This is a genomic window from Nocardia puris (assembly GCF_036051655.1).
GTDB classification, from domain to species: Bacteria; Actinomycetota; Actinomycetes; order Mycobacteriales; family Mycobacteriaceae; genus Nocardia; species Nocardia puris.
The window spans coordinates 6,630,068-6,655,233 of sequence record NZ_CP107943.1 but is presented as its reverse complement, the minus strand read 5'-3'; the positions used below and the strand labels follow the sequence as shown (position 1 = coordinate 6,655,233).

Here is a 25,166-nt window from a genome sequence, read left to right as displayed (position 1 = left end):
GTGCCGCCCCACACTGTTTCGCGATCGTCAGCGCCAGGGCTCGTAGCGGCCGAAACGGGCTCGTTACGTAGTTGACGAGGCGGCAACCTCGAGGTGATCTGGGGCCAACCTGTATGCGCGACTGTATACACCGAAGTACACGAAGTGCGTATACCTCTGAGGTGACAGGTTGCCATGGACAGCAGTACCTTTCAGCGTCTTCGGCGGTCGCCGGCCCGGGTGGTCGTGGCCGCGATGGCGCTGCTCCTGACGGTCGCGGGGTGTTCCTCCATCGACTCGACCTTCACGCCCGGCGCGGGCGGCGGGGACGGGCAGGTGGTGCGGGTGGGCACCTTGCGCGGCCAGCCGCACCTGTTCGCGCCCTTCTTCTACGAGCGGGCGCTCGCCGACGGCGTCAGCGCCGACGTGCTGGTCTTCGACTCCTCCCCGGACATCAAGAACGCCTTGGTGTCCGGGCAGATCGACGTCGCGGTGATGGGCCTGCCCGCCATGCTGGCGGGGGCGGCCGCCGGACAGGACGTGCGGTTGATCGCGTCGTCGGCCGACGGCGGATCGGCGATCGTCGGCCGCCCCGAGATCGGCGACGTCACCCACTTGCGCGGCAAGCGGGTCGGCTTCCCGGTCGGTTCTTCGCAGGAGGTGCTGCTGCGGGCCACGCTGGCCCAGCACGGCATGGACGCCGATCGCGATGTGACGCTGGTGAATCTGGCGTTCGCCGATATGGCCAACGCCTACCTGAGCGGCCAGATCGACGCGTTCTCCTCCGCCGAACTCGGGCCCTCGGTCGCGCGGCAGCAGGGCGCGCGAGATGTGGTGTCGCCCTATGACACTCCCGTCGGGAAGGTGAACATCGGCCTGGCCACCACGCAGCGCGTCATCGACCGCGCGCCCGATCTGATCCAGGCCGTGCTGGACGCGCACGTCCAGACCGTCGAGTACATGGACACCCACCGCGCCGAATGGCGCGACCGCGTGGTCGCCGAGTTCGGGCTCGACCCCGAGGTGGCGGCGGGCGCGATCGCGAACACCTGGCCGCGCTCGGATCTGTCGGCCGAGTACGTCGCCCAGGTGACGGCGCTGGCCGGGGAGATGTTCGCGCTGGGGCAGCTGCCGAACCGGCCCGACATGTCCGCCTTCGTCGAGGACACCTTCGTCACCGCCACCGAGGGGAGCGGGAAATGACCGCCACGACAGCGGCTCCGGCCGCGACACCCGTCCGCGTCACCCCCGCGCCCGCCGCGCCGGGGAAGGCCGCGAAGTACGCCAAGACGTTCGCGAACATGGTGGGATTGCCGATCGTGCTGGTGTGCCTGTGGGCGCTGGCCGTGCGCGGGCAATGGCAGTTGCCGCTCGGCGTCGACATGCGGTTCGTGCCCTCGCCGTGGGCGGTGCTGGAACGGCTGTGGGACCTGGCCGTGGGCTCGGGCGCGGAGGCGACCAGCGGCTCCCTGTGGCGCCACACCGCGGCCAGCACGCTGCGCGTGGCCAACGGGTTCCTGATCGCCGCCGCCCTCGCCATTCCGCTGGGACTGCTGATGGGCCGGATCAAAGCGGTCAACAGCCTGTTCGATTCGACGGTCAGCCTGCTGCGGCCCGTCCCGGTGACGGCGTGGGCGCCGTTGGCGTTGCTGCTCATCGGCTTCGGCGACCGCTCGACCATCTTCCTCATCGTGATCGCCGCGTTCTTCCCGATCCTGCTCAACACCATCGCGGGCGCGGCCACCGTCTCGCCCCGGCTGCTGGAAGCCGCCGCGATGCTCGGCACGCCCACCTGGAAGTCCTTCTTCACGGTGGTGCTGCCCAGCGCCATGCACTCGATCACGGCGGGGCTGCGGGTCGGGCTCGGCCTGTCCTGGGTGGTGCTGGTGGTCGGCGAGACCGTCGGTATCCGCACCGGCCTCGGCGCACTCATCACGCAGGCCAGGGACATGAGCCGCACCGACATCATCATCGCCGGGATGGTGGTGATCGGCCTGGCCGGACTGCTCAGCGACCGCCTGCTCACCCTCGGCCTGCGCCTGCTCACCCGCGGCCGTCCCACCCTCACCTGACCGGAGGCACCGTGACCACAGCGACCCGACTCGGCGCACCCCTCACCCTCGCCGGGCTGACCAAGAGTTTCCCCTCCGAACAGGGCCCGGTGACCGCGGTCGCCGACCTGGACTTGGCCATCGAGGCGGGCGAGTTCATCGCCGTCGTCGGCGCCAGCGGCTGCGGCAAGTCCACGCTGCTGCGCATGCTCGCCGGTTTCGAGGCGCCCACCTCGGGCGTGCTCGAGGTGGGCGGCGCGCCTGTCGCGGGACCGGGACCCGACCGCGGGGTGGTGTTCCAGGACTACGGCCTGTTCCCGTGGCTCACCGTGCTGGAGAACGTGGCCTACGGGCCGCGCCAGAACGGCGCGTCGCGCGCCGAGGCCAGGAAGCGCGCCGAGCGGTTCATCGAGCTGGTCGGGCTCACCCGCGTGGCCGCGCGCTTCCCGAACCAGCTCTCCGGCGGTATGCAGCAGCGCGTCGCCATCGCGCGGGTGCTGTGCAACGAGCCCGCCGTGATGCTCATGGACGAACCGTTCGGCGCGCTGGACGCCCTCACCCGCGGCGCGATGCAGCGCGAACTCGGCAAGATCCACCGCGACCTCGGCACCACCACCGTATTCGTCACGCACAGCGTGGAGGAGGCGGTGTATCTGGCCGACCGGGTGGTGGTGATGAGCGGCGGTATCTCACACGGGATACCGGGACACATCGAGGCGATCGTGGATATCGGGATCGAGCACCCGCGCGATGTGAACTCCGCCGAGTTCGGGGAGCAGCGCAGGCGGATCAGCGCGCTGATCGAGGGCCACTGAGCCCTGCCCGCCGTCCCGTGCGACCTGGGCCCAGGGCCGCGGACAGCATTGCGCGCCGACGTGCATCGAGTGCAGGGCTGCCCGGAATGCGGAAGCGCCTCGACTGCCGATCTGGACTGTTTCAGGTGCGCAGGGCGCTGATGATGCCCGCCATCGACACCGCCTGGCTCGCGCGTTCGATGGCGACGCGGCGGGAGGTGTCGATGTGGGCCAGCAGCGCCGCGCGGGCGCCCGCCAGGTCGCGGTCCAGGACGCGCTGGGCGATATCGATGTGCTCGGTGATGGTGGCGGCGATGCGGTCCTCGGTGAGGTAGTCGTACATGCGCACCGGGCGGATGCGCACGTTCACCAGGGCCAGCGCGCTCACCAGGGCGCGGTTGCCCGCGGCGGCCAGCAGCCGGTCGTGGAAGCGCTCGTCGTCGGCGACGAAACCGGCGTCGGGTTCGGGCGGGGCGGCGTGCAGGGCCGCCCAGCGGTCCAGCTCCGGGCCGAGGATGTCGGGGTCGTGGCGCAGCGCGTCGTCCTCTTCGATGCGCACGATGCCGCGCAGTTCCACCGTGGTGCGCAACTCGTAGAGCTGCGCCAGATCGTCCAGGCTCGGCCGGTACGGGAACAGCCCGCGCTCGCGGCGCTCCACCAGCCCGTCGGCGAGCAGGCGGGCCAGCGCCTCGCGCACCGGCGTGCGCGACACCGCGTAGCGCTCGGCGAGGACGGTCTCGCTGAGGCGTTCGGCGGGGGAGATCCGGCCCGACATGAGGTCGTCGCGCAGCGCGACGAAGACGCGTTCCGTCAGATTGGTGTCGCTCATCCCGCCCTCGCCCCGCCGTCGTTCCGTTGTATCCGCCAGCGTATACCCAGCCGGACGCGGCGCTGCGCGGCCGATCAGGGTGTGGCCTGCCGCCGGTGATGGGCCAGCAGCGTGTCGTAGATGTCGGCGAGCGCGGCCAGTTGCTCGCGGTCCAGCGCGTCGATCATGTGTTTGCGGACGCTGATCACGTGCGCGGGCGCGGCGGTGGCCAGCACGTTCGCGCCGCGTTCGGTGAGTCGCGCGGCGGTGCGGCGGGCGTCGTCGGGGATCGGCTCGCGCACCACGAGCTCGCGCTTCTCCATGCGGGTGATCTGGTGCGAGAGCCTGCTCTGCGACCACTCCAGCACCTCGGCGAGTTCGGCGAAGGTGCGCCGGTGTCCGGGCGATTCGGCCAGTCGTGCCAGCACCGAGTACTCGACGTAGGTGAGGTTCGACTCGCGGGCCGAGTCACGGCCGATCGCGGCGGCGATGAGGTCGCGCGTGCGCACGAATCCGACCCAGGCCCGCATTTCGACGTCGTCGAGCCATTGCGGTTCGGTCACGAGAAGCCTCCAGTAGTTCCGGCGTGTGGGGTGCATTGTCCCGGTGTCGGTCGCGAGCCGGGAACTGAGAGTTAACACCGCCGGGTTGAACGTGCAACCTTTCCGGTCCCCATCGGCTGGATAGGGTTGCCTAACCGATCGCGCTCCCGACCGGCCTGGATAGGCTCCCTCCTGCTCGTGACCAGCCCGGTTCGGCTCAGCCCCCACGCCGACCGCAGGCTCCGTCGCGCCCCAGCCCGACCTCGAAGGAGAGCGATCCGTGACCGCCCCGGAATTCCGCTATTCAGACCTGCTGCCGATCGGCGCCGACGACACCCCGTACCGGCTGCTCACCACCGAGGGCGTCAGCACCTTCGAGGTCGACGGACGCACCTTCCTGCGGGTCGAACCCGAGACGCTGCGGCTGCTCACCGCCGAGGCGATGCACGACATCAGCCACTACCTGCGCCCCGCGCACCTGGCCCAGCTGCGCAAGATCATCGACGACCCCGAGTCCTCCGGCAACGACCGGTTCGTCGCGCTGGACCTGCTCAAGAACGTGAACATCTCCGCGGGCGGCATCCTGCCCATGTGCCAGGACACCGGCACCGCCATCGTGATGGGCAAGAAGTCCGAGGGCGTGCTCACCGGCGCCGACGATGCCGAATGGATCAGCCGGGGCGTGTTCGACGCCTACACGAAGCTGAACCTGCGCTACTCGCAGCTGGCGCCGATCACCATGTGGGACGAGAGGAACACCGGCACCAACCTGCCCGCGCAGATCGAGCTGTACTCCACGCCGGGCGATCCCGCGCAGCCGTCCTACAAGTTCCTGTTCATGGCCAAGGGCGGCGGTTCGGCCAACAAGTCGTTCCTGTACCAGGAGACCAAGGCGGTACTGAACCCCACCCGCATGCTGGAGTTCCTGGACGAGAAGATCCGCTCGCTCGGCACCGCGGCCTGCCCGCCCTACCATCTGGCGGTCGTGATCGGCGGCACCAGCGCCGAGTTCGCGCTCAAGACGGCGAAATACGCCTCGGCGCACTACCTGGACAACCTGCCCACCGAGGGGTCGCTCGCCGCGCACGCCTTCCGCGATGTCGAACTCGAGGAAGAGGTGTTCAAGCTCACCCAGTCGTTCGGGATCGGCGCGCAGTTCGGCGGCAAGTACTTCTGCCACGACGTGCGCGTGGTGCGCCTGCCCCGCCACGGCGCCAGCTGCCCGGTCGCGGTCGCGGTGTCCTGCTCGGCCGACCGGCAGGCGCTGGCCAAGATCACCCCCGAAGGCGTGTTCCTGGAGCAGCTCGAGCGCGAGCCCGCGCAGTACCTGCCCGAGCAGACCGACGCCATCCTCGGCGGCGACGTGGTGCAGATCGATCTGAACCGCCCGATGTCGGAGATCCGGGCGGAACTGTCGAAATACCCTGTTAAGACCCGTCTTTCGCTGACCGGGCCACTGGTCGTGGCGCGCGACATCGCGCACGCCAAGATCAAGGAGCGCCTCGACGCGGGCGAGCCGATGCCGGAGTACCTGCGCGAGATGGCCGTCTACTACGCGGGGCCCGCCAAGACGCCCGACGGATACGCTTCCGGTTCGTTCGGCCCCACCACGGCGGGGCGCATGGACTCCTACGTCGACCAGTTCCAGGCGGCGGGCGGCTCGTTCGTCATGCTGGCCAAGGGCAACCGCTCCGCCCAGGTCACCCGGGCGTGCCAGGAGCACGGCGGCTTCTACCTCGGCTCCATCGGCGGGCCCGCCGCGCGGCTGGCGCTGGACTGCATCAAGTCCGTCGAGGTGCTCGAGTACCCCGAACTGGGCATGGAGGCGGTCTGGAAGATCGAGGTGGAGGACTTCCCGGCGTTCATCGTGGTGGACGACAAGGGCAACGACTTCTTCGCCGAGACGCAGAAGCCGATCGCGCTGCGGGTCCGCACCCGCTCCACAGAGCGCGTCTGAGCGCCCGCCGCGCCGGTGCGGGCACGGGTGCGGACACCGCGTTGTCACCCTGTTCGCCGCAGCGGCGCGGGCATCCGCCGGTGCACCCTGGTCGGGGTAGGTCGTACTGGTTTCGATGCGAGGAGGGCGAGCAAGGTGATGACCACGTCGTTTCGCGTCTCGGAATCGGCCGGGCGACGCCTCGTCGCGCGCGCCGCACAGGAAGGAACCAGCTCCACCGCACTGCTCAACCGATTGATCCGGGAGGGGGTCGACCAGTTGGAACACCCGGGGATCGTGTTCCGCGGGCCGATCACCGACCGGCGGGCCGCCCTGGCGGCCGGGCCCGAGGTGTGGGAAGTCGTGGCCCGGCTGCTGGAGCTCGACGGTCCGGTGGAACGCCGGATCGCCGTGCTGAGCAGCCGCTGTGATCTGCGCGCGCCGACCATCCGCACCGCGCTCGCGTACGCGCGGGCGCACGGTGCGGAGATCGGTGCGCGGATCGGGCGGAATCGTCAAGTGGCCGAGGCGATTCGGCGGGGCGAGCCGGTGTGAGCGGGTGAACGCGCGGGTGCACGGGGGCGCCGAGGCCGGGTGAAGGTCTCGGCGTCGTCGTGTGAATGGGGGCGAAAAGTAGTGGGGGAGAGGTGTTTCGGGGGTTTCGGCGTGGACTGTTCGGGTCTGCCGGTGTGATCGTGGCCGTGGCTCGGGCGTGATGCGCGGTGGGGTGGTTGCCGGTGCGCGGGGCGTGGTTCGGTGCGTGCATTCCAAGCGGGTAGTGGCTGTCGCCGGCGTGGGTGTCGTCTATTTCCGGCCGTGGTGGTGTGTGGTTCCCGCGTGGGTTGCGTCCTGGTGGGCGCGCGGGTGGTGGTTCGTCCGTAGAGCGGTCGCGGGTCGGAGTCGAGAAGCTACGCGATTGCTGTGCCGATCCTCGAAGGTCGTGCGGGCCCGTCGGATTCACGCTGGAATGTGATGTCCATCACTTTATTGCCCGCACTTCGGCGTGTCTCCGCAGCACCTGCCTGGCCGGACTGGTCGGTATCGTCCGCTCCTGCTTGGGGATTGGTAGCCCGGTGTGTCCCGATGTGATCCACAGCACTGGATAACTATGTGGACAACGTCCGTTCCTGTGGACATTCCTGCCGTCCGGCAAGGGTTTTCGGCCATCGAAGCGCCCAAACCGCCCGAATCGCCCGCTCCGGCACCGTCACTCGTCCCCAATTCATCCACAGCCGATGTGTATAACCAGTGGTCGCGAGGGTCTGGGGGCGGCCGGAGCGCCCGCGGGCCTGTGGATATCGGGCGGCGGTTCCGCCCGGGTCGTGTCGGGGCGGGCGCGGTGCGCGCCGCTACGATGGCGCGATGGCGCAGACGACGGTGCGGTGCGGAACGCGGATGGTGATCGGGGCGCTGGCGTTTGCCGCGCCGGTGCTGATGGCGGTGCCGGTGGCGCAGGCCGCGCCCGGCCCGCAGTGGGCGGTGGTCGGATCGGCCGAGGGCACCGAGGGATTGGACCCGGCGCTCACCGTGGCCTACACCCTCGCCGAGAACGCCGCCCACGTCGAGGGTGTCCCGCTCTACATCAACTCCGGCCACCGCACCCACGCCGAACAGCAGGCCCTCTGGGACCAAGGCCTCGCGACCTACGGCAGCCCCGAGGAAGCCCGCCGCTGGGTCCTGCCGCCGGAGGAATCCACCCACGTCACGGGCCGCGCCATCGACGTCGGCCCCCAGGAGGGCGCACTCTGGTTGGAGCGCAACGGAAATCGCTGGGGCCTGTGCCGCACCTTCCTCAACGAGTGGTGGCATTTCGAGCTGGCCACCCTCCCCGGCACTCCCTGCCCACCCATGCTCCCCGACGCCGGCCACCGGTAGGCGGATACGTCCGGTAATCCGCGAAGGTCGAAGGCGCCGAGCCACTTCCGCCCTCCGATGAGCGGCATGGCGGGCCGGCGAGGAGCCACAGGACTGGCCACCGGGACGGGCAGATCGTCGGCGATGTCGTTGTCGTCGGCGCCCCTACCGCGGGTCGCGGCGCGCCGCACTCGACGGCTCGGTCGGCATATTCGTCGACGCTCTGCTGCCGCGCAGTGGGACCGACGACGTCGAACCGTGCACCGAGCTGCGTTGGTCGCGGCCGTGACCGGGGATGGTCACGGAGGAGACGCACGGCAGGCCGACACCGGCACCGCAGGGTCGGCCGAGCCCGACCGGGCTCCGTGTTCCAGGCGCGCCGCTCGGATACGCACTCGACGGCGCATCGCGCGCGACGGTGGGTTACGTCCGGGCCGGCGGTTCGGCCCGCCCCAAGACCTCGGCCGGAACCAGCCGCTGTGCTCCCAACACCTCGAGGCCGAGCAGGGTGCCCGAGGAGTTGAAGTCGAGCACCACCGTGCCGCCCGCGACCGGGGTGACCACCTGCCGGGTGGCCTCGCCGGGGGCGATGGCGTCGGCGATGGTGAAATAGGCGGCGTCGGCAGCCGGATCGTAGGTCACACGCATCATCCACACCTTTCGTCCCTCGACGCCCGTCGAACTTCCCCGGTGAGCCCTCCACGGTAGACCGGTAACGCCGATGTCGCCCCGCGTACCGCGAGAACGCCGGGAACACGCAGGTAGCCGCCGTGTGCGCGCGTGGCGCAGGGTGTAGGGGCCGGGCCCGATGGACTCGCCTCGGCCCGGTCACGGTGGAGCTGTGCTGCGGGGTCCCGGTAGCGCGGTGCTGCCGTGCCGCCTGGTGGAGGTAGCGCCGTGCTGTCCTGTCGCCCGGCCGAAGTTGCGCCTCGCTGTCCGTCGCGGCAACCGCCCCCGTCGCCGGTCGCTCTGCCGGGCCGCGGCGCTGCTGCCTGGGTGGCCGTGCTGCTTTGGCGCCCCCTGTCGGTCGCCCCGCTGCCGCGGCACTCGCGGCATGCGTCTCGGCGACCACACTCGTGGTGCGCGGACCGGGCGACCGCGAGTTGCGGGACGGCCGTGTCGCTCGGGATCGAGGCGGCGAGGGCGTCAGCGCGCGTCGACCAGCTCCGGTGCCACGCCGGACTTCGCCCGGCGGGGCAGGGCCCAGTACAGGACGTAGGTGCAGGCCAGGCTCATGGCGCAGATGCCGATCGCGTAGAGGGTGACGGGGGTGGAGCTGGCGCCGGTGGTCCAGAGGGCGGTGGCGATGAGCGGGGCGAAGCCGCCGCCGAGCATGACGGAGAACTGGACGATGAGGGAGGTGCCGGAGTAGCGGACGGCGGGCGGGAAGAGGTCGGCGATGATGATGCCGCCCACGCTGTGGCTGACCGGCAGCGCCAGGCCCATGCCGAGCAGGGCCAGGATCGCCACCACCGGCGAGCCGGTGTCGAGCAGCGGGAAGTACAGCGCGCACCACAGCAGCAGGACCGCGGTGCCCGCGAGGAACACGCGGTGGGTGCCGAACCGGTCGCCGAGCGAACCCCACAGCGGCATGGTGGCGCACCACAGCACCGACCCCGCGATCACGCCGCCGAGCAGGAAGTCGCGATCGAACCCGAGCGAGGACGTGCCGTAGGTGAGGGTGAACGCCATGAACAGGTACACCACGGCCGAGGTCGCGGTGGCCGCCCCGAGGATCAACAGCAGCCGCGCCGGACCCACCCGCAACGCGTCGCGCAGCGGGAACTTCGACAACTCCCCGCGCCGCACCAGATCGGCGTACGCGTCGGATTCGGTGACGGCCAGCCGCACCGCCAACCCCACCGCGACCAGGATCACGCTGAGCAGGAACGGGATTCGCCACCCCCACGACTGGAACGCGTCCTCGGGCAGCAGCGCGCTGGTGCCGAGGAATACGGCGTTGGCCAGCACCACCCCGGCCGGCGTCCCCATCTGCGGGAAGCTCGCGTACCGGTTGAGCCGTCCGCGGGGTGCGTGCTCCACGGCGAGCACGGTCGCGCCCGCCCCCTCGCCGCCGAGTCCGATGCCCTGCACCAACCGCAACGCCACCAGCAGCACCGGCGCCCAGAACCCGATGGCGTCGTAGTTCGGCAGCAAGCCGATGAGCGTGGACCCGACGCCCATCAGGATCAGCGAGACCACCAGCGTGTTGCGCCGTCCGAGCCGGTCGCCGAAGTGCCCGAACAGCAGCCCGCCGACGGGCCGCGCGCCGAACCCGACGGCGAACGTCGCGAACGAGGCGAGGGTCCCGGCCGCCGGACTCAGCTCGGGGAAGAACTGGGTGCGGAAGATGAGCGCGGCGGCGGTGCCGTAGAGCATGAAGTCGTACCACTCCAGCGTGGTGCCGACCAGGGTGGCGGCGGCGACCTTGCGGTGGACGGCGGTGGTGCGGGGTACTGCGGTGGTCACGCGAATCCGTTCGGGTCAAAGGGTGTTCGATACTGCGTGGGCTGAAGCTGCGCTACGGCCTCCGGGCTCGTCCGGGTCGTGCTGTGTTCCATTGGGCCTGTCCTGGGAGCCTTCGTGGCGACGCTGCGCTGCGGACTCGTCGGGTCGGGCGGTGGTCGTCGAGCCTGCTCCGTGGCGACGCTGCACTACCACTTTCGGGTCTGACCGGGACAGGCTATACGGCCGCGGGCGCGCCCGGCATGTCGTCGAGGGTGAGCCCGCCCTCGATGCCCACGGGCACGCGGCGGCGGTTGGGGGACCCGAGCGCGGCGGTCAGGTCCGACCCGTCGTGCTCGGCGAGCAGATCCCCGCTGTCCCACACCAGCAGCGTCGCGCTGACGGTGTTCTCGGCGGTGGAGTGCGCCAGGTCGTAGTGCGCGCAGCCCGGCACGTGCGGGTAGGTGATCCACAGGTCGTAGCCGGTCATGAACAGGTCGAGGTCGAATTGCACGCTCAGGCTGAGCAATTCGCTGCGCCCGTTGTCGTCCACGCCGGCGAACGCCTCGTCCAGCGCGAGCAGGCGCGGGGCCTGCGGGTCGGCCGAATCGAGCATCACGTGCGCGGCCGCGAACAGCGGCAGGTGCAGCGACACCGACTGCTCGCCGCCCGACAGCGCGCTGTGCCGGGCCACCGTGAGCTTGTCCTCGCTGCCGTCGCCGGAGATGAGGGTGAAGGAGAACACCCGCCAGGTGCGGTAATCCAGGGTGGCGGCGAGGATTTCGGGATAGGAGCGCTCCGGGTGCGCGGCGCGGGCGGAACGGATCTCGGCGGCGAAGTGGGCGCGGATGGCGGCCAGATCCTCCGGCGCGAGCGCCGACGCGTCGCGGTCGAGGAGTTTGCACACCGCGCGCGCCGCGTCGGACAGGTGGTCGGCCAGCACCCAGTGCACGCCGATGGTGTTGCCCGAGGACATGCGCCGCTGCTTCATCTCCGCGCCCATTTTGGCGATGAGTTCGCGGGCGTCGCCGGTGCGTTCGTGGATCTGCTGGGCCAGGCCGGTGAGCAGCGCATCCTCCAGGATGCGCCGTTCGGCGTCGGTGAGCAGCTGTTCCTGGTCGTGGCGGGCCCGGTCGACGCGGTCGGCGAAATCGGCCAGCGCGGCGGCGCCGTGCTCGTCGTGCACCTGGACGACGGTGAGCCCGTCGGCGGCGTCCCACTGCAACCGGTAGTCGCGTCCGGAGGCGGACAGGGCCGCGTCGAACTCCTGGAGCGCGGCGGTGACCGCGCTGCGAGTGGACTTGCGGGCCGCCTCCCCCGCGCGCACGGAAGACGTTGCGGTGTCGAGGCTTTCGAAGAGATGGGCGACCTCGCCGGGCAGCACCTGCGGCGTCTGCTCCGGCCCGGCCTGTGCGATCCGGTACAGCAGCTGCTCGGGGGTCGACCACGCCGCTTCGCCCGCAGGCCACCGGCATTCGGTGTCGGCGCCCAGCAGCGAGAGCAGGTCCGGGCGCGCGTACGGGGCCAGGCCGCGCACGTCGGCGAGCACTTCGGTGAGCGCGGTGCCGAGCGACTCGTGCGCGGTGCGGTAGGCGGCCTCCGCGTCGCCGACGGCCTCGATGGCCTGGTTCGCGGCCTTGCGCGCCGCCTTCTGCTCGGCGCGGGCGGCCTCGATGCGCTGGCGGGCCTGCTCGAGTTCGTGGTCGATATCGGCGGCGCTCGCACCCAGGGCCTCGCGCAGCGTCTCGAGCTTGCGCAGCTGTTCCTCGTAGCCGGCGCGGGCGGCCTCGGCCTCTTCGGCGAAGGCTTCGGCCAGGTCGCGGGCCTCGTCGTGGCGGTCGGCGCCCTCGCGCTCGCGTTCGCGTTCCCGGTCGTGCTCGGCGCGCAGCCGCAGCAGCCCGGTGCCGGTGGTCTCGAAATGACGGATGGCGGCGGCGAGCGCGTCGAGCTCCCGGGGATCGCGCGGCGCCCGGTGCGCGACGGCGGCGGCCCGCAGCTTCTTCTCGAGGGCGGCCACCTCGGTCACCGCTTGATCGAGATCCTTCTCGGCCTGGGCGGCGGCCTCGGCGCGCGAGCGCATGAGCCCGGCGGTCTCGGAGACGGCGCGCAGCGCGGCGGTCACGGCGGTGGGGCGGGGGAGCGCCTTCGCGGCGGCGGTCAGGGCCGCGAGCCGGGACGCGGCCTCGGCCTCGGCCGCGCGCGCGGTCGCGAGTTCGGCCTCGGCCTCCTCGACCGCCGCGTCGAGTTCCGCGAGCCGCAGCGCGCGGCGGCGGGAACGCGCTGTCGCGCCGATGAATTCGGCGTCGGGTTTGGTGTGGCGGCCGAGCAGGACGCCGTGCCGGAAGCTTCCGGATGTGTCGACGGCGGCGTCGGATTTCGTGGAGCCGGTGGCGAACCCGGTGGAATCGGCGAGCGCGATGGAGGCGAGGACGTCGGACACGGTCTGCCGGGGGACGCTGAGATCGTCGGTGTCGTCCTCGATCACCAGGACGTCGGCGAGGGTCCGACCGGCCGGACGCCGATCCGCCGGAAGGGGGACCAGGTAGATGTCCGCATCGTCGGCCGGCGTCGCGCCGTCGGGGCACAGCCAGGCGTCGAGCAGATTCGCCGCCTCCAGGGCCGCTTCGATGCCTGCGGCGTCCTCGGCGGGTACCTCATCGGCGAAACGCACGAGCCGCCACAGCGGTGCGCCGGGCCGGTCCGCGCGATCGGCACGCGCCGCCGGCACCTTCGGCGCGTCATCGCGCTGGGCGCGCACCCGGGCTCGTTCGGCGGTGAGTTCCGCGATGCGTTCGGCGGTCGCGGCGGCGCGCGCCTTCGCCTCGAGCCTGCCCTGGCGGATCTCGTCCAGCAGCGGTTCGCTGCGCTCGGCCAGCACCTCGGCCGCACCCGCCGCGTCGTCCGAACCGACGTGCGCCAGTGCGGAATCCAGCGCGTCGTACAACTGGGAGCCGAATGCGCCGTAGTGCTCGCGGTGGGTCTCCCACCAGGTGCGCAAGGCGGCGGCGGTCTCGGTGCGGGCCAGGGTGACCGCGGCCTCCGCGTGCGCCACCTCGGCCGCCGCCGACTCGCGGGACTGCCCGGCGCGCTCGGTGAGCCGTTCGGCCCTGGTGCGCTCGGCGAGGGCGGAATCCATGAGCACCAGCGCTTTTCGCACGGCGCGCACATCGGCGTCGCGCTCCTCGGCGCGGGCCCGCACGGTCGCGGTGAGCTGGTCGCCGCGCGCGTCCTCGGGCGGCGCGGTCCAGGTGATGCCCGCTTCCTCGGCGGCGCGGCGCAATTCCTCCTCGCCGCGCGCCAGCGCCTCGGCGGCGGCGCGGACCGCGGTGCGGGCGCGTTCGGCCTCCTCGGCGCGCTGGTCGAGGGTCTGGCGGGCCTTGAGCGCCTTGTCGGCGTGCACGGCGGCCGAGGTCTCCAGCCTGCGCACCGCGTCGGCCAGGTCGTCGAGCTGCTGTTTGCCCTCGTAAGCGCTGGAGCGCTGGAGGGTTTCGCGATCGGTGAGGGCCTGTTCGTAAGCGCGGTCGGCGTCCTCGGCGCGCTCCTCGGCGGCCGTGCGCTCCGCCTCGCGCCGCGCGCGCAGCGCCTTGGCGGCGAACAGCGCCGTGCCGGCGTGGGTTACCGCGTCCAGACGCCCCCGCACCTGCTCCACATCCGTCTTCGCCTGCACGGCAAGGTATTTGCGATACACCCCCACGAACGCGCGGGTGGCGGTGTCGGCGTGGACGAGACCTTCGAGGGTGCGCCCGACCTCCTCCATATCGCTGAACGAGCGCGCCGCGTCCAGGATCAGCTGCTCGTCCAGCGGGCGCAGACCGTCGGTGAGCGCCTGCGAGAGCCCGCGCGGGTCCAGGTTCTTGGCCAGCTGCGGGCGGCGCAGCGTGAGGATCAGGTTGATCAGCTGGTCGTAGCGCTGCACGCCCAGGCCGAACATGCGCGCGTCGATCGCGGCGCGGTACTCGACCGGCCGGTCCACGATGGAGTCGGTGCCGATCTGCTCGGCCAGCTGCTTGCGGGTGAGCGGGCGGTCGTCGGGGCCGATGAGCGAGAAGTCCACGCCCACACGGCCATCCGCGACGAAGTACCAGCGGGTGACCTTGTCCGAGGACCGTGTGGCGCGCATGCCGATGCCGACGGTCACCACCTCGGGGTCGGCCCAGCGGCCGCGCGCGAACTCCATCCACACGTACGAGTACGCCGACTCCTGTTTGCGGTACAGCAGATTCGACTTCATGGTGCGCTCCTCGCCCGCGAACGGGTTGAGGCGGCGCGGCTCGATCCGCCCGTCCAGCACGAACGGGAACAGCACCTCGAGGGCCTTGGTCTTGCCGGAACCGTTGGGGCCGCGCAGCACCAGCCTGCCGTCGGCGAAGCAGAACTCCTGATCGCGGTAGTCCCACAGGTTGACGATCCCGGCGCGGGTGGGCAGGAAGCGCACTCCGCCGTGGATGACCGACATGTTCAGTTCCCTTCCGTCCCGGTGCTCGCCGCGACGGTGTCGGCGGCGGTGACGAACAGTTCCTCGGCCCGTTTGGTGCGCACCGTGACCACCGCGCCCCGGTAGCGCGCCAGCGCGGGCAGCACCAGCAGGCCGTCCTCGACCGGCGCGACCAGGCGCAGCCGCGCCAGCAGCGCGGTCACCTCGGCGGTCAGTCCCGGCACGTCGGCCTGCCACTGCGCGGCGAACGTGACGCCGTAGCGGTCGGTGAGCGCGCGCACGGTCTCGCGCACCCACGCCGCGGTGACGAACGGGTAGTCGGCGGGCGGGGTTTCGGGCTCGGCCTCCGGAAGATCTTCCGCCGCAACGGTTTCGGTGAACGGCAGGTCGGCCATCGCGGTGAAGACGGTGGATTCGGGGATGGCGTCGTCCAACTGCGCGGCCAGCGCCACATCGGGCTCCGGCCCGCGCGGACGGCGGGGGAGCGGGTTGTCGATATCGAGCACCACGTCGGCGATCTCGCCCGCCAGCAGCAGCGCGACCTGCGCGAGCGTGCCCGTGCCGGGGAACCGCACGTCGGAGAGGCGGCCCGAGGTGTCGATGAGCGCGACGCCCTCCGCGCGGCGTTCGGCCCGCAGGCCCGTGAACATCTCCACCTCGGCGACGAGCTTGTCCTGGGAGAGCGCGGTCCGCTCGCCGGGCGCCAGATCCTCGGCGTAGACGACGGGCCGCTCCACCAGCGCCCGCCGCACCCGCCGGGCGTTCTCGGCGGCGATGACGGCCGGTTGCGCGCTCGGCGGGACCTCTTCGGCGAGCAGGCCCCGCACGCTGTGCAGGTGTTGCAGCGCGCGCGGCGGGCGGAACAGCGCGAACACCACCGGGCGGTCGATGTCGTAGAGCGCTTCGCCCGCGTCGGGATCGGCGGCCCAGCCGCCCGCGTCGCCGTCGGCGAGGGTGAGCGCGCCGCGCGCGGCCAGCCAGCCCACCGCGTCCACGAACGCGTCCCGGTCGACGGCGCGGTCGGGCGCGAGTTCCAGGCCCTCGACGCGGCCGGTGTAGGCGGCGACCTGGTCGGCCAGCTCCGACAGCGTGATCTGATCGCCCGCGCGGCCCAGCGCGGCCAGCGCCAGCGCGAGGTAGGCGTAGCGGCGGCGGTCGAACACGCGGTCGTTCACGGTGCGGGCGGGCTTGCCGCCGTCGAGCCGGTCGGTCACCGGGAACAGGCGGGCGGTGGTCTCGGTGACCTCGAGGCGGTAGCCGAACAACTCGGCCAGGTCCTCGCGCAGTTCGGTGGCCCAGCGGCGCACCAGCGGCAGCGCGATCCGGTCCGGGTAGGTGCGGGTGATCAGGTGGTTGGCGAGCACCACGCGGGCGGCGCGCTGATAGTTGTCCAGCGCCAGGGAGTCGATGCGGCGCGCGTGAATCATGCCGTCCCCCTCGCTGATCCGCTCTTCTTCCCCGACCGCGTCGGCCGCACCTCGAGTTTGCGGTTGTTCAGGTGCAGCAACCCGCGGGAGGTGCGCACCACGGTGGGGCCCGCGTGCTCCGACACGGTCAGGGTGACGCCGCTGTCGGTGCCGGTGGTCCCCGCCACGCGCCCGCTCACCGGCACCCACGCCGTGGACGCGGCGTCGAGCAGGCGCAGCAGCACCTCGGTCTCGCGGTCGTCGAGTTCGCGCTCGTGCACGTCGGCCGAGGCCAGCGAGCGCGCCGCCTCCGCCCTGGCGCGCTGGGCGGCCAGCTGGTTCTCGCGCAGCCTGCGGATACCGGCGTCGTTGCGTTGAATGCGGCCGGGCGCGCCCGCCGAAGGCGGACGGCCGGTCTCGGCGAGCGTGCGCGAGATCTCCAGCGGCGGCGCCTCCCACCACGACCGCACCGCGGGCACGATATCGGCGTCCGGATGCTCCATGGCGAGGTGGCGCGGCCTGCCCAGCCCGAACACCGCGTCGAACAGAGCGTGCGCGCTCTCGGCGGTGGGCGCGGCGGTGAACCAGCCGGCCAGGTGCCGCAGCGCCGACTCGCGGCTCACCCCGCCGCGGCGCGTCTCGGTGACCCGCCGCAGCAGCGAGAGCACCGCCGCGATCGCGCTCATGGTGGCCTCGCGCAGGCGATCGGCCTCGGTGGATTCGGCCTCCACCGCGACGAACCAGGTGCGCAGGCCGTGCCAGCGCGCCCGCCAATCCGCTTCCCGCTCCGCCGGACTCAGCAGCACCCGCTCGTCGCAGCTCGCCGCGCGGGCCAGCAACTCGTCCACGCCGGTGGCCTCGATCTCGGTGATCGCGGAGGCCAGGCGCGGGGCGAAACGCGCCAGATCCATGCTGAATTCGCGCATGTGCGCCAGCAGCGCGTCCTTGTGCGCGAGGAACGACTCGGGGGTGATCTCGGTGGTGCGCACCAGATCGCCCAGGGAGAGGTAGAAATGCGCGGCGCGCGCGGCCATGTCGGTGAGGGCGGCGTCGAGCCTGCGCAGCGTGCGGTAGACGCGTTCGGCGTCGCCCGCGCGGTTCACCTCGGCGAGGGTGTGCAGATCGGCCAGCAGTTCGGGCAGCACCAACCGGGACAGCGACGCCTCGTCCAGCCGCGCCTCCAGCACCCCGGCCACCGCGCGATAGGCCTGGAAACCGGCCTGCGAGAACTGATAGACGTAATGCCGGTTCCGGTACTCGGCCAGCGTCGCGGCGCGGGTGCCGTCGTAGCTGCGCTCCAGCACGCCCCAGCGGTGCAGCTGGTCGAGCAGCGGGCCTATCTCGGCCGCGCTGAGCGGTTCGGTGTCGGCGCGGTGGAACAACCCGATCTGCGGCGCGCCCGGCTCCTCGTCGGCGGTGACCACACCCTCGGCGACGCGCGCCCGCCCGCCGTGGCGGCGGATCCACTCCGCGACGTCGTCGGCGTGCAGCAGCACCACGTACGCGGCCCGCGCACTGTCGAAGGCGCGCAGCACCCACAGGTAGTCGGCACGCCGCTCGGCCGTGGCGAACGAGAACAGCCGCAGCCGGTCGTCCCACGGCGCGGCGTCCATGCCCGGCGGGCCGTCATCGGAGTCGGTCACCGGGAACAGGGTAGTAGCGGGCAGGTCGCCGTGGTCGTGCCCGGGGCGCGTTCGGCGTGGCCGTGTCCGGTTTGCCGATCATTCGCCCACGTCCGGAACGGGACCCGCGCCCACGCGGCCCCGCTCACTCGACGGACAGCGCGCGCAGCTGATCCAGGTACGAGCGGGTGCGCGGATCGCCGGGGTAGCGCTCGATGATCTCGCGGGCCGTCTCGCCCGCGATCCACATCAGCGACGGCAGCGACCGGCGCTTGCCCTCGAAGGCGCGCATGCCCTCGTCGATGGCCCGTTCCAGATCGCGGTCGCGCACCGCCACCACCGCCAGCGTGAGGTGCGCCTCCGACACCCGCATCGGGTTGCGGATCGTGCCGTCGGGCCGGGTGGAGCTCCGGATGACCTCGCGGGCGAAGGCTTCCGCGAGCTTGTCCTGGCCCGCCACGCGGCAGGTGTCCATCGCGTAGAAGTCGAACTTGCTCGCGTCGACCACGAAGTGATTGTCCAGATTGGCCGGATGCTCGAGTCGCTCCAAGATCGCCCGGCCCTGCGCCAGCGCCTTCTCGACCTCGGCCTGATCGCCCAGCCTGGCCCACGCCTTGGCCCGCTGCGCCGCCAGCTGCACCCCTACGCCGATATGTCGGGTGTCCTCCGGTGCGGTATCGGCCGCCTCCACAGCACCCTTGTAGTTACCTTGGGTGAGCGCGAACCAGGCGGCCATCTCCGCGGCCCAGCCGGTGATCTCGGGGTGGTCGGCCTCCTGGCCCAGCGACCACGCCGCGCGGCGTGTCGCCTCCGCCGAGGTGCGCCGCCCCAGGTCGTAGTCGACACACCCGACCAGCAGCGCCACCCAGCCCGCCAGCACCAGGATCTCGCGGTGCTGGGCCAGCGTGAGGCGGGCGTCGAGCAGCGAGGTGATGCGGCGCAGCCACGCCGTGCCCTCGGCGTGCAGCTCGTACGGATCGGCGAACGGATACTCGCAGCACAGGCGCTCGGCGGTGATGCGCACGGCGTCCAAAGTGCTTGCGGAGACGTCCGACATGCGCAGACGGCCGATGAACTCGAGGGTGTCCATCCCCGTCGCGGAGAGCAGTTCGTCGTCCCGGTTGGGGCGCGATTTGGGGAAGAACGCCGCCGTCACCGTGTCGAACGCGGCCGCGATGATGGGCGCGTAGAAGTCGTCCGGCCGGGATTCGCCCGACTCCCACCGCCGCCAGTTGCGCAGCAGCGTGGAGTCGGTGGGTAGGTTGTGCGCGGACTTCGCGCGCATGACGCGGACGGCATCGGCCTGGGACCACCCCCTCGCGTCGCGTTCAGAGCGCATGCGGACTGCCCAGACGGGTCGATCGTCTCCTCCGGCCACGGTTGTAGTATCGCACCAGTTAACGTTCGGTGGCCCGAATAGGGCACCAAGATGTCAGTGGGTTGACATCTGCATTCGCAACATGGCGTCGACGATTCTGGAAGAGGGAGCGGCCCGGTTGCCCACTTGCAGATGTAAGTACATTTGTAAGAGCACCGGCGTTTCCGAGATGTGGCAGTTAGCTCGTTCCAGCAATTCAACCCCGCGCCGACGCGGGGATGAGCCAGGAGGTTCGGGTGGAAGCGTTGATCTATGGATACGTGCGTGACGACCTGGCCGAGGGCCGGAGCGCGGAGCTCGAGGACGCGATGTGCACCCTCGCCCGCAGCGAAGGACTCTGCTTCGCCGCCACCTTCCATGAATCGACAGGGGGAGACGGCACGGCGTTCGCCGAGCTGACCCAGGAGTTGCGGCGCGCCGATGCCCACCATGTCGTGGTGCCGTCGCTCGATCACTTCGCGGGACAGACGATTCCGCGCGACATCCTCATCGCGAAGCTGGCTCAGGACGCGGCGGCGCAGGTGTGGACGGTGGAGGACGTCGAGGCGGCCGCGCAGCGGGTCCGGCGGCCCGCGTAGGTCCACCGCGATCCCGGCCGCCGCACGCCGGCGGCCCGATCGCGATGGCGCACGCGCGGTGACGCCGGTTCGGTGTCACCCACGGGCATGGTGCCGCGGGTAGATGCCGGCGCGGTGTCCGGGCGCGCCGGGACAGGGCGCGGCCCGGATCGCCCGTGGCGCAACGGTTTTCAGGGACGAGAGTTCCGGGACACGACGGCGGTTCGCACCGACCGGAGCTCCATTGCCGCCGTGCCTCGCGGTGTCCGAGGGCCTACAGACCGCCGAAGCTGCCCGGACCGCGCCTGCGCAGGTAGCGCTCGAACTCGGCCGCGATGGCGTCGCCATCGATCTTGGCCATGGCCTCGTTGACATCGGTCGCCGCGTCGCCGCGCTCCTCGAGCGAGCGAACGTACTCGGTGATCTCCTCGTCGCCGACGGTCATCTCGTTCACCGCGGCCTCCCACTCCTCGGCCTGCTTGGGCAACTCGCCGAGCGGGACCTCGATGTCGAGCACGTCCTCCACGCGGTGCAGCAGCGCGATCGTGGCCTTCGGGTTCGGCGGCTGCGACACGTAGTGCGGGACCGCCGCCCAGAACGACACCGCGGGCACGCCGGCCTTCACGCACTGGTCCTGGAGCACGCCGGTGATGCCGGTCGGGCCCTCGTACCTGGTCTGTTCCAGGTTGAAGCGCTCCGCGGCCTCTTTGCTGTAGGCGGAACCGGTGACCGGGACGGGACGCGTGTGCGGCGTGTCGGCGAGCAGCGCGCCGAGGATGACCACCGTCTGCACGCCCAGCTGTTCGATGAATTCCAGCAGGTCGGCGCAGAAGCTGCGCCAGCGCATGTTCGGCTCGATCCCGCGCAGCAGCACCACGTCGCGCTCGCTGCCCGGGGGCGAGCACACCGACAGCATGGTGGCGGGCCACTGGATCTCGCGGGTCACGCCGTCCACCTGGCGCACGGTGGGCCGATTCACCTGATAGTCGTAGTAATCCTCGGAATCGAGCTCCGCCAGCGGCTCGGCATCCCAGATGAGTTCCAGATGCTCCACCGCGCCACTGGCCGCGTCACCCGCATCGTTCCAGCCCTCGAAGGCCGCGACCAGCACCGGTTCCCGCAACGTCGGCAGTTCCGAATCGGGAGTTTCACTGGGGTTCACCCGGTCAGCCTACGGCGTGGAACCCGGTATCGGCGCGCCAGGGCGCGCCGTGTTCCGGGCCGGGGTGGTCCCCGCGTGACCCGTCCGACCGGTCCGTACGGGCGGCGGATCGCGCGGTCCACAGCCCGCCACCGACACGCGGGGGACGCACGTTCTCGCGACCTGGCGACCGCTCGGCCACCGCCGGGGTGCGCACCGATCCGGCCCGCGCGTGCCTGACCGACGCCCGGTCGCCCGCGGTGGCCGCGGCCCCGCAGCGGTACCGCCGGATCGCCCGCCCGGGCGGAGCGCGCCCCCGGCGTCCGTCCGGCAAACGTGGTCGCGGGGTGTGTGGTGTGGGGCACGCTCACCGGAGGGGGAAGGATGCTGTTGGTTTCGTGTCGCCGTCGGCCTTTACGCTTGTACGCATGTCTGTGTCCGATCGCGCGTTCGATACCTCGCTTCTCGACACGCTTCAGCGGCGTGTCGTCATCGGCGACGGGGCGATGGGCACCATGTTGCAGGCCGCGGATCTGACGCTCGACGATTTCCGCGGCCTGGAGGGCTGCAATGAGATCCTCAACGAGACCAGGCCCGACGTGCTGCGCGCCATCCACCGCGCCTACTACGAGGCAGGCGCCGACGCCGTCGAGACCAACACCTTCGGCTGCAACCTGCCCAACCTCGCCGACTACGACATCGCCGACCGCATCCGCGACCTGTCCGAGCGCGGCACCCGCCTGGCCCGCGAGGTGGCCGACGAGATGGGCCCCGCAGAGGACGGCACCCCGCGCTACGTCCTGGGCTCGATGGGCCCCGGCACCAAGCTGCCCACGCTGGGTCACGCCCCCTACACCGTGCTGCGCGACGCCTACACCGAGGCCGCGCTGGGCATGCTGGACGCGGGCGCCGACGCGATCCTGGTGGAGACCTGCCAGGACCTGCTCCAGGTGAAGGCCGCCGTCACCGGCAGCAGACGCGCGATGGAGCGGGCGGGCCGGCGCATCCCGATCATCACCCACGTCACCGTGGAGACCACCGGCACCATGCTGGTGGGCAGCGAGATCGGCGCCGCGCTGGCCGCGCTCGAGCCGCTCGGCATCGACATGATCGGCCTGAACTGCGCCACCGGCCCCGACGAGATGAGCGAGCACCTGCGCCACCTCTCCCGCCACGCGCGCATCCCGGTGTCGGTGATGCCGAACGCCGGCCTGCCCGTGCTCGGCGCCCACGGCGCCGAATACCCGCTCACCCCCGAGGAATTGGCGGTCGCGCTGCGCGGGTTCGTCTCCGAGTTCGGGCTCGCGCTGGTGGGCGGCTGCTGCGGCACCACCCCCGAGCACATCCGGCAGGTGCGCGACGCGGTCCGCGAGGTGGAGCCCACGCTCCCGCCGCTGGACGACCGCCGCGCCCCCGTGCACGAGCCGAGCGTGTCGAGCATGTACACGGCGGTGCCCTTCGAACAGGACGCCTCGGTCCTGATGATCGGCGAGCGCACGAACGCCAACGGCTCCAAGGCTTTCCGCGAGGCGATGCTGGCCGAGGACTGGCAGAAGTGCCTCGACATCGCCAAGGACCAGACCCGCGACGGCGCCCACATGCTCGACCTGTGCGTCGACTACGTCGGCCGCGACGGCGCGAAGGACATGGAGGCCCTGGCCAGCCGCCTGGCCACCGCGTCCACCCTGCCGATCATGCTGGACTCCACCGAAACCCCGGTGCTGCGCGCGGGCCTGGAGCACCTGGGCGGGCGCTGCGCGGTGAACTCGGTGAACTACGAGGACGGCGACGGCCCGGACTCGCGCTTCCAGCAGACCATGGCCCTGGTCGCCGAGCACGGCGCCGCCGTGGTCGCCCTGACCATCGACGAGGAGGGCCAGGCCCGCACCGCCGAGAAGAAGGTCGAGATCGCCGAACGCCTCATCGCCGACATCACCGGCAACTGGGGTCTGGCCGAATCCGACATCATCATCGACACGCTGACCTTCACCCTGGGCACCGGCCAGGAGGAGTCGCGCCGCGACGGCATCGAGACCATCGAGGCGATCCGCGAACTCAAGCGCCGCCACCCCGACGTGCAGACCACCCTGGGCCTGTCCAACATCTCCTTCGGCCTGAATCCGGCCGCGCGCCAGGTGTTGAACTCGGTGTTCATGCACGAGTGCGTGCAGGCCGGGCTGGATTCGGCGATCGTGCACGCCTCGAAGATCCTGCCCATGGCGCGGATCCCCGACGAACAGCGCGAGACCGCCCTGGACCTGGTCTACGACCGCCGCACCGAGGACTACGACCCGCTCCAGAAGCTGATGCAGCTGTTCGAGGGCGTGTCGGCTTCGTCGTCGAAGGCCTCGCGCGCCGAGGAACTGGCCGCGCTGCCGCTGTTCGAGCGCCTGGAGCGCCGCATCGTCGACGGCGAGAAGGCCGGTATGGAGGCCGATCTCGACGCCGCCATGGCCGAGGTGCCGCCGCTGCGGATCATCAACGAGACGCTGCTGTCCGGCATGAAAACCGTTGGCGAACTGTTCGGTTCGGGCCAGATGCAGCTGCCGTTCGTGCTCCAGTCCGCCGAGGTGATGAAATCCGCCGTCGCCTACCTGGAACCGCACATGGAGGCCACCGACGATTCCGGCAAGGGCCGGATCGTGCTGGCCACCGTCAAGGGCGACGTGCACGACATCGGCAAGAACCTGGTCGACATCATCCTGTCGAACAACGGCTACGAAGTGGTGAATCTCGGGATCAAACAACCGATCTCGACCATCCTGGACGCCGCCGTGGACAAGAAGGCCGACGTGATCGGCATGTCCGGACTGCTGGTGAAGTCGACCGTGGTGATGAAGGAGAACCTGGAGGAGCTCAACGCCAAGGGCGTGGCCGACCAGTTCCCCGTGCTGCTCGGCGGCGCCGCGCTGACCCGCGCCTACGTGGAGAACGACCTCACCGAGGTCTACGAGGGCGATGTGCACTACGCCCGCGACGCGTTCGAGGGCCTGCGCCTGATGGATGACATCATGAGCCGCAAGCGCGGCGGCGGTCCCGACCCGGACAGCCCCGAGGCCGTCGCGGAGCGAGAGAAGGCCGCCGAACGCAAAGCGCGCCACGAGCGTTCGCGGCGCATCGCGGAGAAGCGCAAGGCCGCCGAGGTGCCTGTGGTGGTGCCGGAGCGCTCCGATGTGGCCGCCGACCTGCCCGTGCCGGTGCCGCCGTTCTGGGGCACCCGCGTGGTGAAAGGCCTGGCGCTGCACGAGTATTCGGGCCTGCTCGACGAGCGCGCCCTGTTCCTGGGGCAGTGGGGCCTGCGGGGCCGGCGCGGCGGCGACGGCCCCAGCTACGAGGAACTGGTGGAGACCGAGGGCCGCCCGCGCCTGCGCGCCTGGCTGGACCGGCTGTCCACCGAGGGCGTGCTCCAGCACGCCGCCGTGGTGTACGGGTACTTCCCGGCCGTGTCCGAGGGCGACGACGTGATCGTGCTGACCGAACCCACGCCCGACGCGCCCGAGCGCTACCGGTTCACCTTCCCGCGCCAGCAGCGCGACCGGTTCCTCTGCATCGCCGACTTCCTCCGCTCGCGCGCGCTGGCCCGCGAGACCGGGCAGGTCGACGTGCTGCCGTTCCAGCTGGTCACCATGGGCCAGCCGATCGCCGATTTCGCCAACGAACTGTTCGCCGCCGACAACTACCGCGACTACCTCGAGGTGCACGGCATCGGCGTGCAGCTCACCGAGGCGCTGGCCGAGTACTGGCACCGCCGCATCCGCGAGGAACTCACCCTCGAGGGACACGCGATCGCCGAGACCGATCCCGACGACGTGCTCGACTATTTCAAGCTCGGCTACCGGGGCGCGCGCTACTCCTTCGGCTACGGCGCCTGCCCCGACCTGGAGGACCGCGCCAAGCTGGTGGACCTGCTCGAGGCCGACCGCCTCGGCGTCGTGCTCTCGGAGGAGTTGCAGCTGCACCCCGAGCAGTCCACGGATGCCTTCGTGCTGCTGCACCCGGAGGCGAAGTACTTCAACGCCTGACCGGCGGTGTGATGGTGCTCACCGTGGGTGCGAAAGTCCGCGCCGCGCCGCCGGTTCGGCGCGCACGGTGCCGCTGACCTGCTGTTCGAGGTGGAATGCGCTGGTGCCGAGGAGAAGTCGCGAGGATATCCGGTACCGCTCGGCACACCATTCTCACCCGCGCGTTTCACCTGGTCGACCGACCGGTCCGCGTGGG

General features: G+C 71.3%; 17 protein-coding genes. 8 read left to right on the top strand and 9 right to left on the bottom strand.

What is annotated here, in order from left to right; translation table 11 throughout:
- The first annotated feature begins 174 nt into the window (after positions 1-174).
- The 3 genes from OHB21_RS30865 to OHB21_RS30855 are packed head-to-tail and all read left to right on the top strand — an operon-like array spanning position 175 to position 2,845.
- Complete coding sequence (locus OHB21_RS30865) at positions 175-1,182, top strand: ABC transporter substrate-binding protein (protein ID WP_067514284.1); 1,008 nt, start codon at positions 175-177, stop codon at positions 1,180-1,182.
- Complete coding sequence (locus tag OHB21_RS30860) at positions 1,179-2,051, top strand: ABC transporter permease (protein WP_067514285.1); 873 nt, start codon at positions 1,179-1,181, stop codon at positions 2,049-2,051. The genes OHB21_RS30865 and OHB21_RS30860 overlap by 4 nt, the downstream gene beginning before the upstream one ends.
- 11 nt (positions 2,052-2,062) lie before the next feature.
- Positions 2,063-2,845: an ABC transporter ATP-binding protein gene (locus OHB21_RS30855; RefSeq protein WP_067514286.1), complete on the top strand. Its 783-nt coding sequence runs from the start codon at positions 2,063-2,065 to the stop codon at positions 2,843-2,845.
- Positions 2,846-2,966: 121 nt separating this feature from the next.
- Here the strand turns inward: OHB21_RS30855 and OHB21_RS30850 are convergent, their stop codons facing one another.
- Both OHB21_RS30850 and OHB21_RS30845 read right to left on the bottom strand, forming a co-directional pair.
- Complete coding sequence (locus tag OHB21_RS30850; protein WP_067514287.1) at positions 2,967-3,653, bottom strand: GntR family transcriptional regulator; 687 nt, start codon at positions 3,651-3,653, stop codon at positions 2,967-2,969.
- A gap of 74 nt (positions 3,654-3,727) precedes the next feature.
- Positions 3,728-4,195, bottom strand: a complete 468-nt coding sequence (locus OHB21_RS30845; RefSeq protein WP_067514292.1) for a MarR family winged helix-turn-helix transcriptional regulator — start codon at positions 4,193-4,195, stop codon at positions 3,728-3,730.
- 259 nt (positions 4,196-4,454) lie between these two features.
- On the opposite strand from OHB21_RS30845, the gene OHB21_RS30840 reads away from it, so the two are divergent.
- From OHB21_RS30840 to OHB21_RS30830, 3 genes are all read left to right on the top strand, one after another.
- Positions 4,455-6,131: a fumarate hydratase gene (locus OHB21_RS30840; protein ID WP_067514288.1), complete on the top strand. Its 1,677-nt coding sequence runs from the start codon at positions 4,455-4,457 to the stop codon at positions 6,129-6,131.
- A gap of 138 nt (positions 6,132-6,269) precedes the next feature.
- The gene (locus tag OHB21_RS30835) at positions 6,270-6,665 is read left to right on the top strand and encodes a hypothetical protein (RefSeq protein WP_067514289.1); all 396 of its coding nucleotides are present in this window, start codon (positions 6,270-6,272) and stop codon (positions 6,663-6,665) included.
- Positions 6,666-7,472: 807 nt separating this feature from the next.
- On the top strand, positions 7,473-7,985 hold the full coding sequence (locus OHB21_RS30830; protein WP_407675048.1) for a M15 family metallopeptidase: 513 nt from the start codon (positions 7,473-7,475) through the stop codon (positions 7,983-7,985).
- Between the two features lie 402 nt (positions 7,986-8,387).
- On the opposite strand, the gene OHB21_RS30825 is transcribed toward OHB21_RS30830, so the two are convergent.
- From OHB21_RS30825 to OHB21_RS30800, 6 genes are all read right to left on the bottom strand, one after another.
- Positions 8,388-8,615: a DUF2283 domain-containing protein gene (locus OHB21_RS30825; protein WP_228801534.1), complete on the bottom strand. Its 228-nt coding sequence runs from the start codon at positions 8,613-8,615 to the stop codon at positions 8,388-8,390.
- 495 nt (positions 8,616-9,110) lie between these two features.
- Positions 9,111-10,433 (bottom strand): MFS transporter, encoded by a 1,323-nt coding sequence (locus OHB21_RS30820; protein WP_195124361.1) that lies wholly within the window; start codon positions 10,431-10,433, stop codon positions 9,111-9,113.
- Positions 10,434-10,647: 214 nt separating this feature from the next.
- Positions 10,648-14,865 (bottom strand): TIGR02680 family protein, encoded by a 4,218-nt coding sequence (locus OHB21_RS30815; RefSeq protein ID WP_195124360.1) that lies wholly within the window; start codon positions 14,863-14,865, stop codon positions 10,648-10,650.
- A 2-nt stretch (positions 14,866-14,867) separates the two neighbouring features.
- Positions 14,868-16,268, bottom strand: coding sequence for a TIGR02678 family protein (locus OHB21_RS30810; RefSeq protein ID WP_195124527.1), 1,401 nt, complete (start codon positions 16,266-16,268; stop codon positions 14,868-14,870).
- Positions 16,268-17,863 (bottom strand): TIGR02677 family protein, encoded by a 1,596-nt coding sequence (locus OHB21_RS30805; protein ID WP_084537996.1) that lies wholly within the window; start codon positions 17,861-17,863, stop codon positions 16,268-16,270. The genes OHB21_RS30810 and OHB21_RS30805 overlap by 1 nt, the downstream gene beginning before the upstream one ends.
- 154 nt (positions 17,864-18,017) lie before the next feature.
- On the bottom strand, positions 18,018-19,157 hold the full coding sequence (locus tag OHB21_RS30800) for a hypothetical protein (RefSeq protein WP_067512276.1): 1,140 nt from the start codon (positions 19,155-19,157) through the stop codon (positions 18,018-18,020).
- A 329-nt stretch (positions 19,158-19,486) separates the two neighbouring features.
- On the opposite strand from OHB21_RS30800, the gene OHB21_RS30795 reads away from it, so the two are divergent.
- A complete protein-coding gene (locus OHB21_RS30795) occupies positions 19,487-19,828 on the top strand; it encodes a hypothetical protein (protein WP_067512274.1) in 342 nt (113 codons plus the stop codon).
- 253 nt (positions 19,829-20,081) lie between these two features.
- Here OHB21_RS30795 and OHB21_RS30790 read toward each other — a convergent pair whose 3' ends face one another.
- Positions 20,082-20,969: a PAC2 family protein gene (locus tag OHB21_RS30790; RefSeq protein WP_067512256.1), complete on the bottom strand. Its 888-nt coding sequence runs from the start codon at positions 20,967-20,969 to the stop codon at positions 20,082-20,084.
- Positions 20,970-21,376: 407 nt separating this feature from the next.
- Between OHB21_RS30790 and metH the strand changes: the two genes are divergently transcribed.
- The gene (gene metH, locus OHB21_RS30785) at positions 21,377-24,970 is read left to right on the top strand and encodes a methionine synthase (protein WP_067512254.1); all 3,594 of its coding nucleotides are present in this window, start codon (positions 21,377-21,379) and stop codon (positions 24,968-24,970) included.
- Positions 24,971-25,166 lie beyond the last annotated feature (196 nt).

Bases quoted from the DNA above. Each gene is read 5' to 3' on its own strand.
- OHB21_RS30835 (WP_067514289.1), top strand. From the start codon at position 6,270: ATGACCACGTCGTTTCGCGTCTCGGAATCGGCCGGGCGACGCCTCGTC.
- OHB21_RS30805 (WP_084537996.1), bottom strand. From the start codon at position 17,863: ATGGACGCCGCGCCGTGGGACGACCGGCTGCGGCTGTTCTCGTTCGCC.
- OHB21_RS30800 (WP_067512276.1), bottom strand. From the start codon at position 19,157: ATGCGCGCGAAGTCCGCGCACAACCTACCCACCGACTCCACGCTGCTG.
- OHB21_RS30850 (WP_067514287.1), bottom strand. From the start codon at position 3,653: ATGAGCGACACCAATCTGACGGAACGCGTCTTCGTCGCGCTGCGCGAC.
- metH (WP_067512254.1), top strand. From the start codon at position 21,377: ATGTCTGTGTCCGATCGCGCGTTCGATACCTCGCTTCTCGACACGCTT.
- OHB21_RS30865 (WP_067514284.1), top strand. From the start codon at position 175: ATGGACAGCAGTACCTTTCAGCGTCTTCGGCGGTCGCCGGCCCGGGTG.
- OHB21_RS30860 (WP_067514285.1), top strand. From the start codon at position 1,179: ATGACCGCCACGACAGCGGCTCCGGCCGCGACACCCGTCCGCGTCACC.
- OHB21_RS30825 (WP_228801534.1), bottom strand. From the start codon at position 8,615: ATGATGCGTGTGACCTACGATCCGGCTGCCGACGCCGCCTATTTCACC.
- OHB21_RS30815 (WP_195124360.1), bottom strand. From the start codon at position 14,865: ATGTCGGTCATCCACGGCGGAGTGCGCTTCCTGCCCACCCGCGCCGGG.
- OHB21_RS30830 (WP_407675048.1), top strand. From the start codon at position 7,473: ATGGCGCAGACGACGGTGCGGTGCGGAACGCGGATGGTGATCGGGGCG.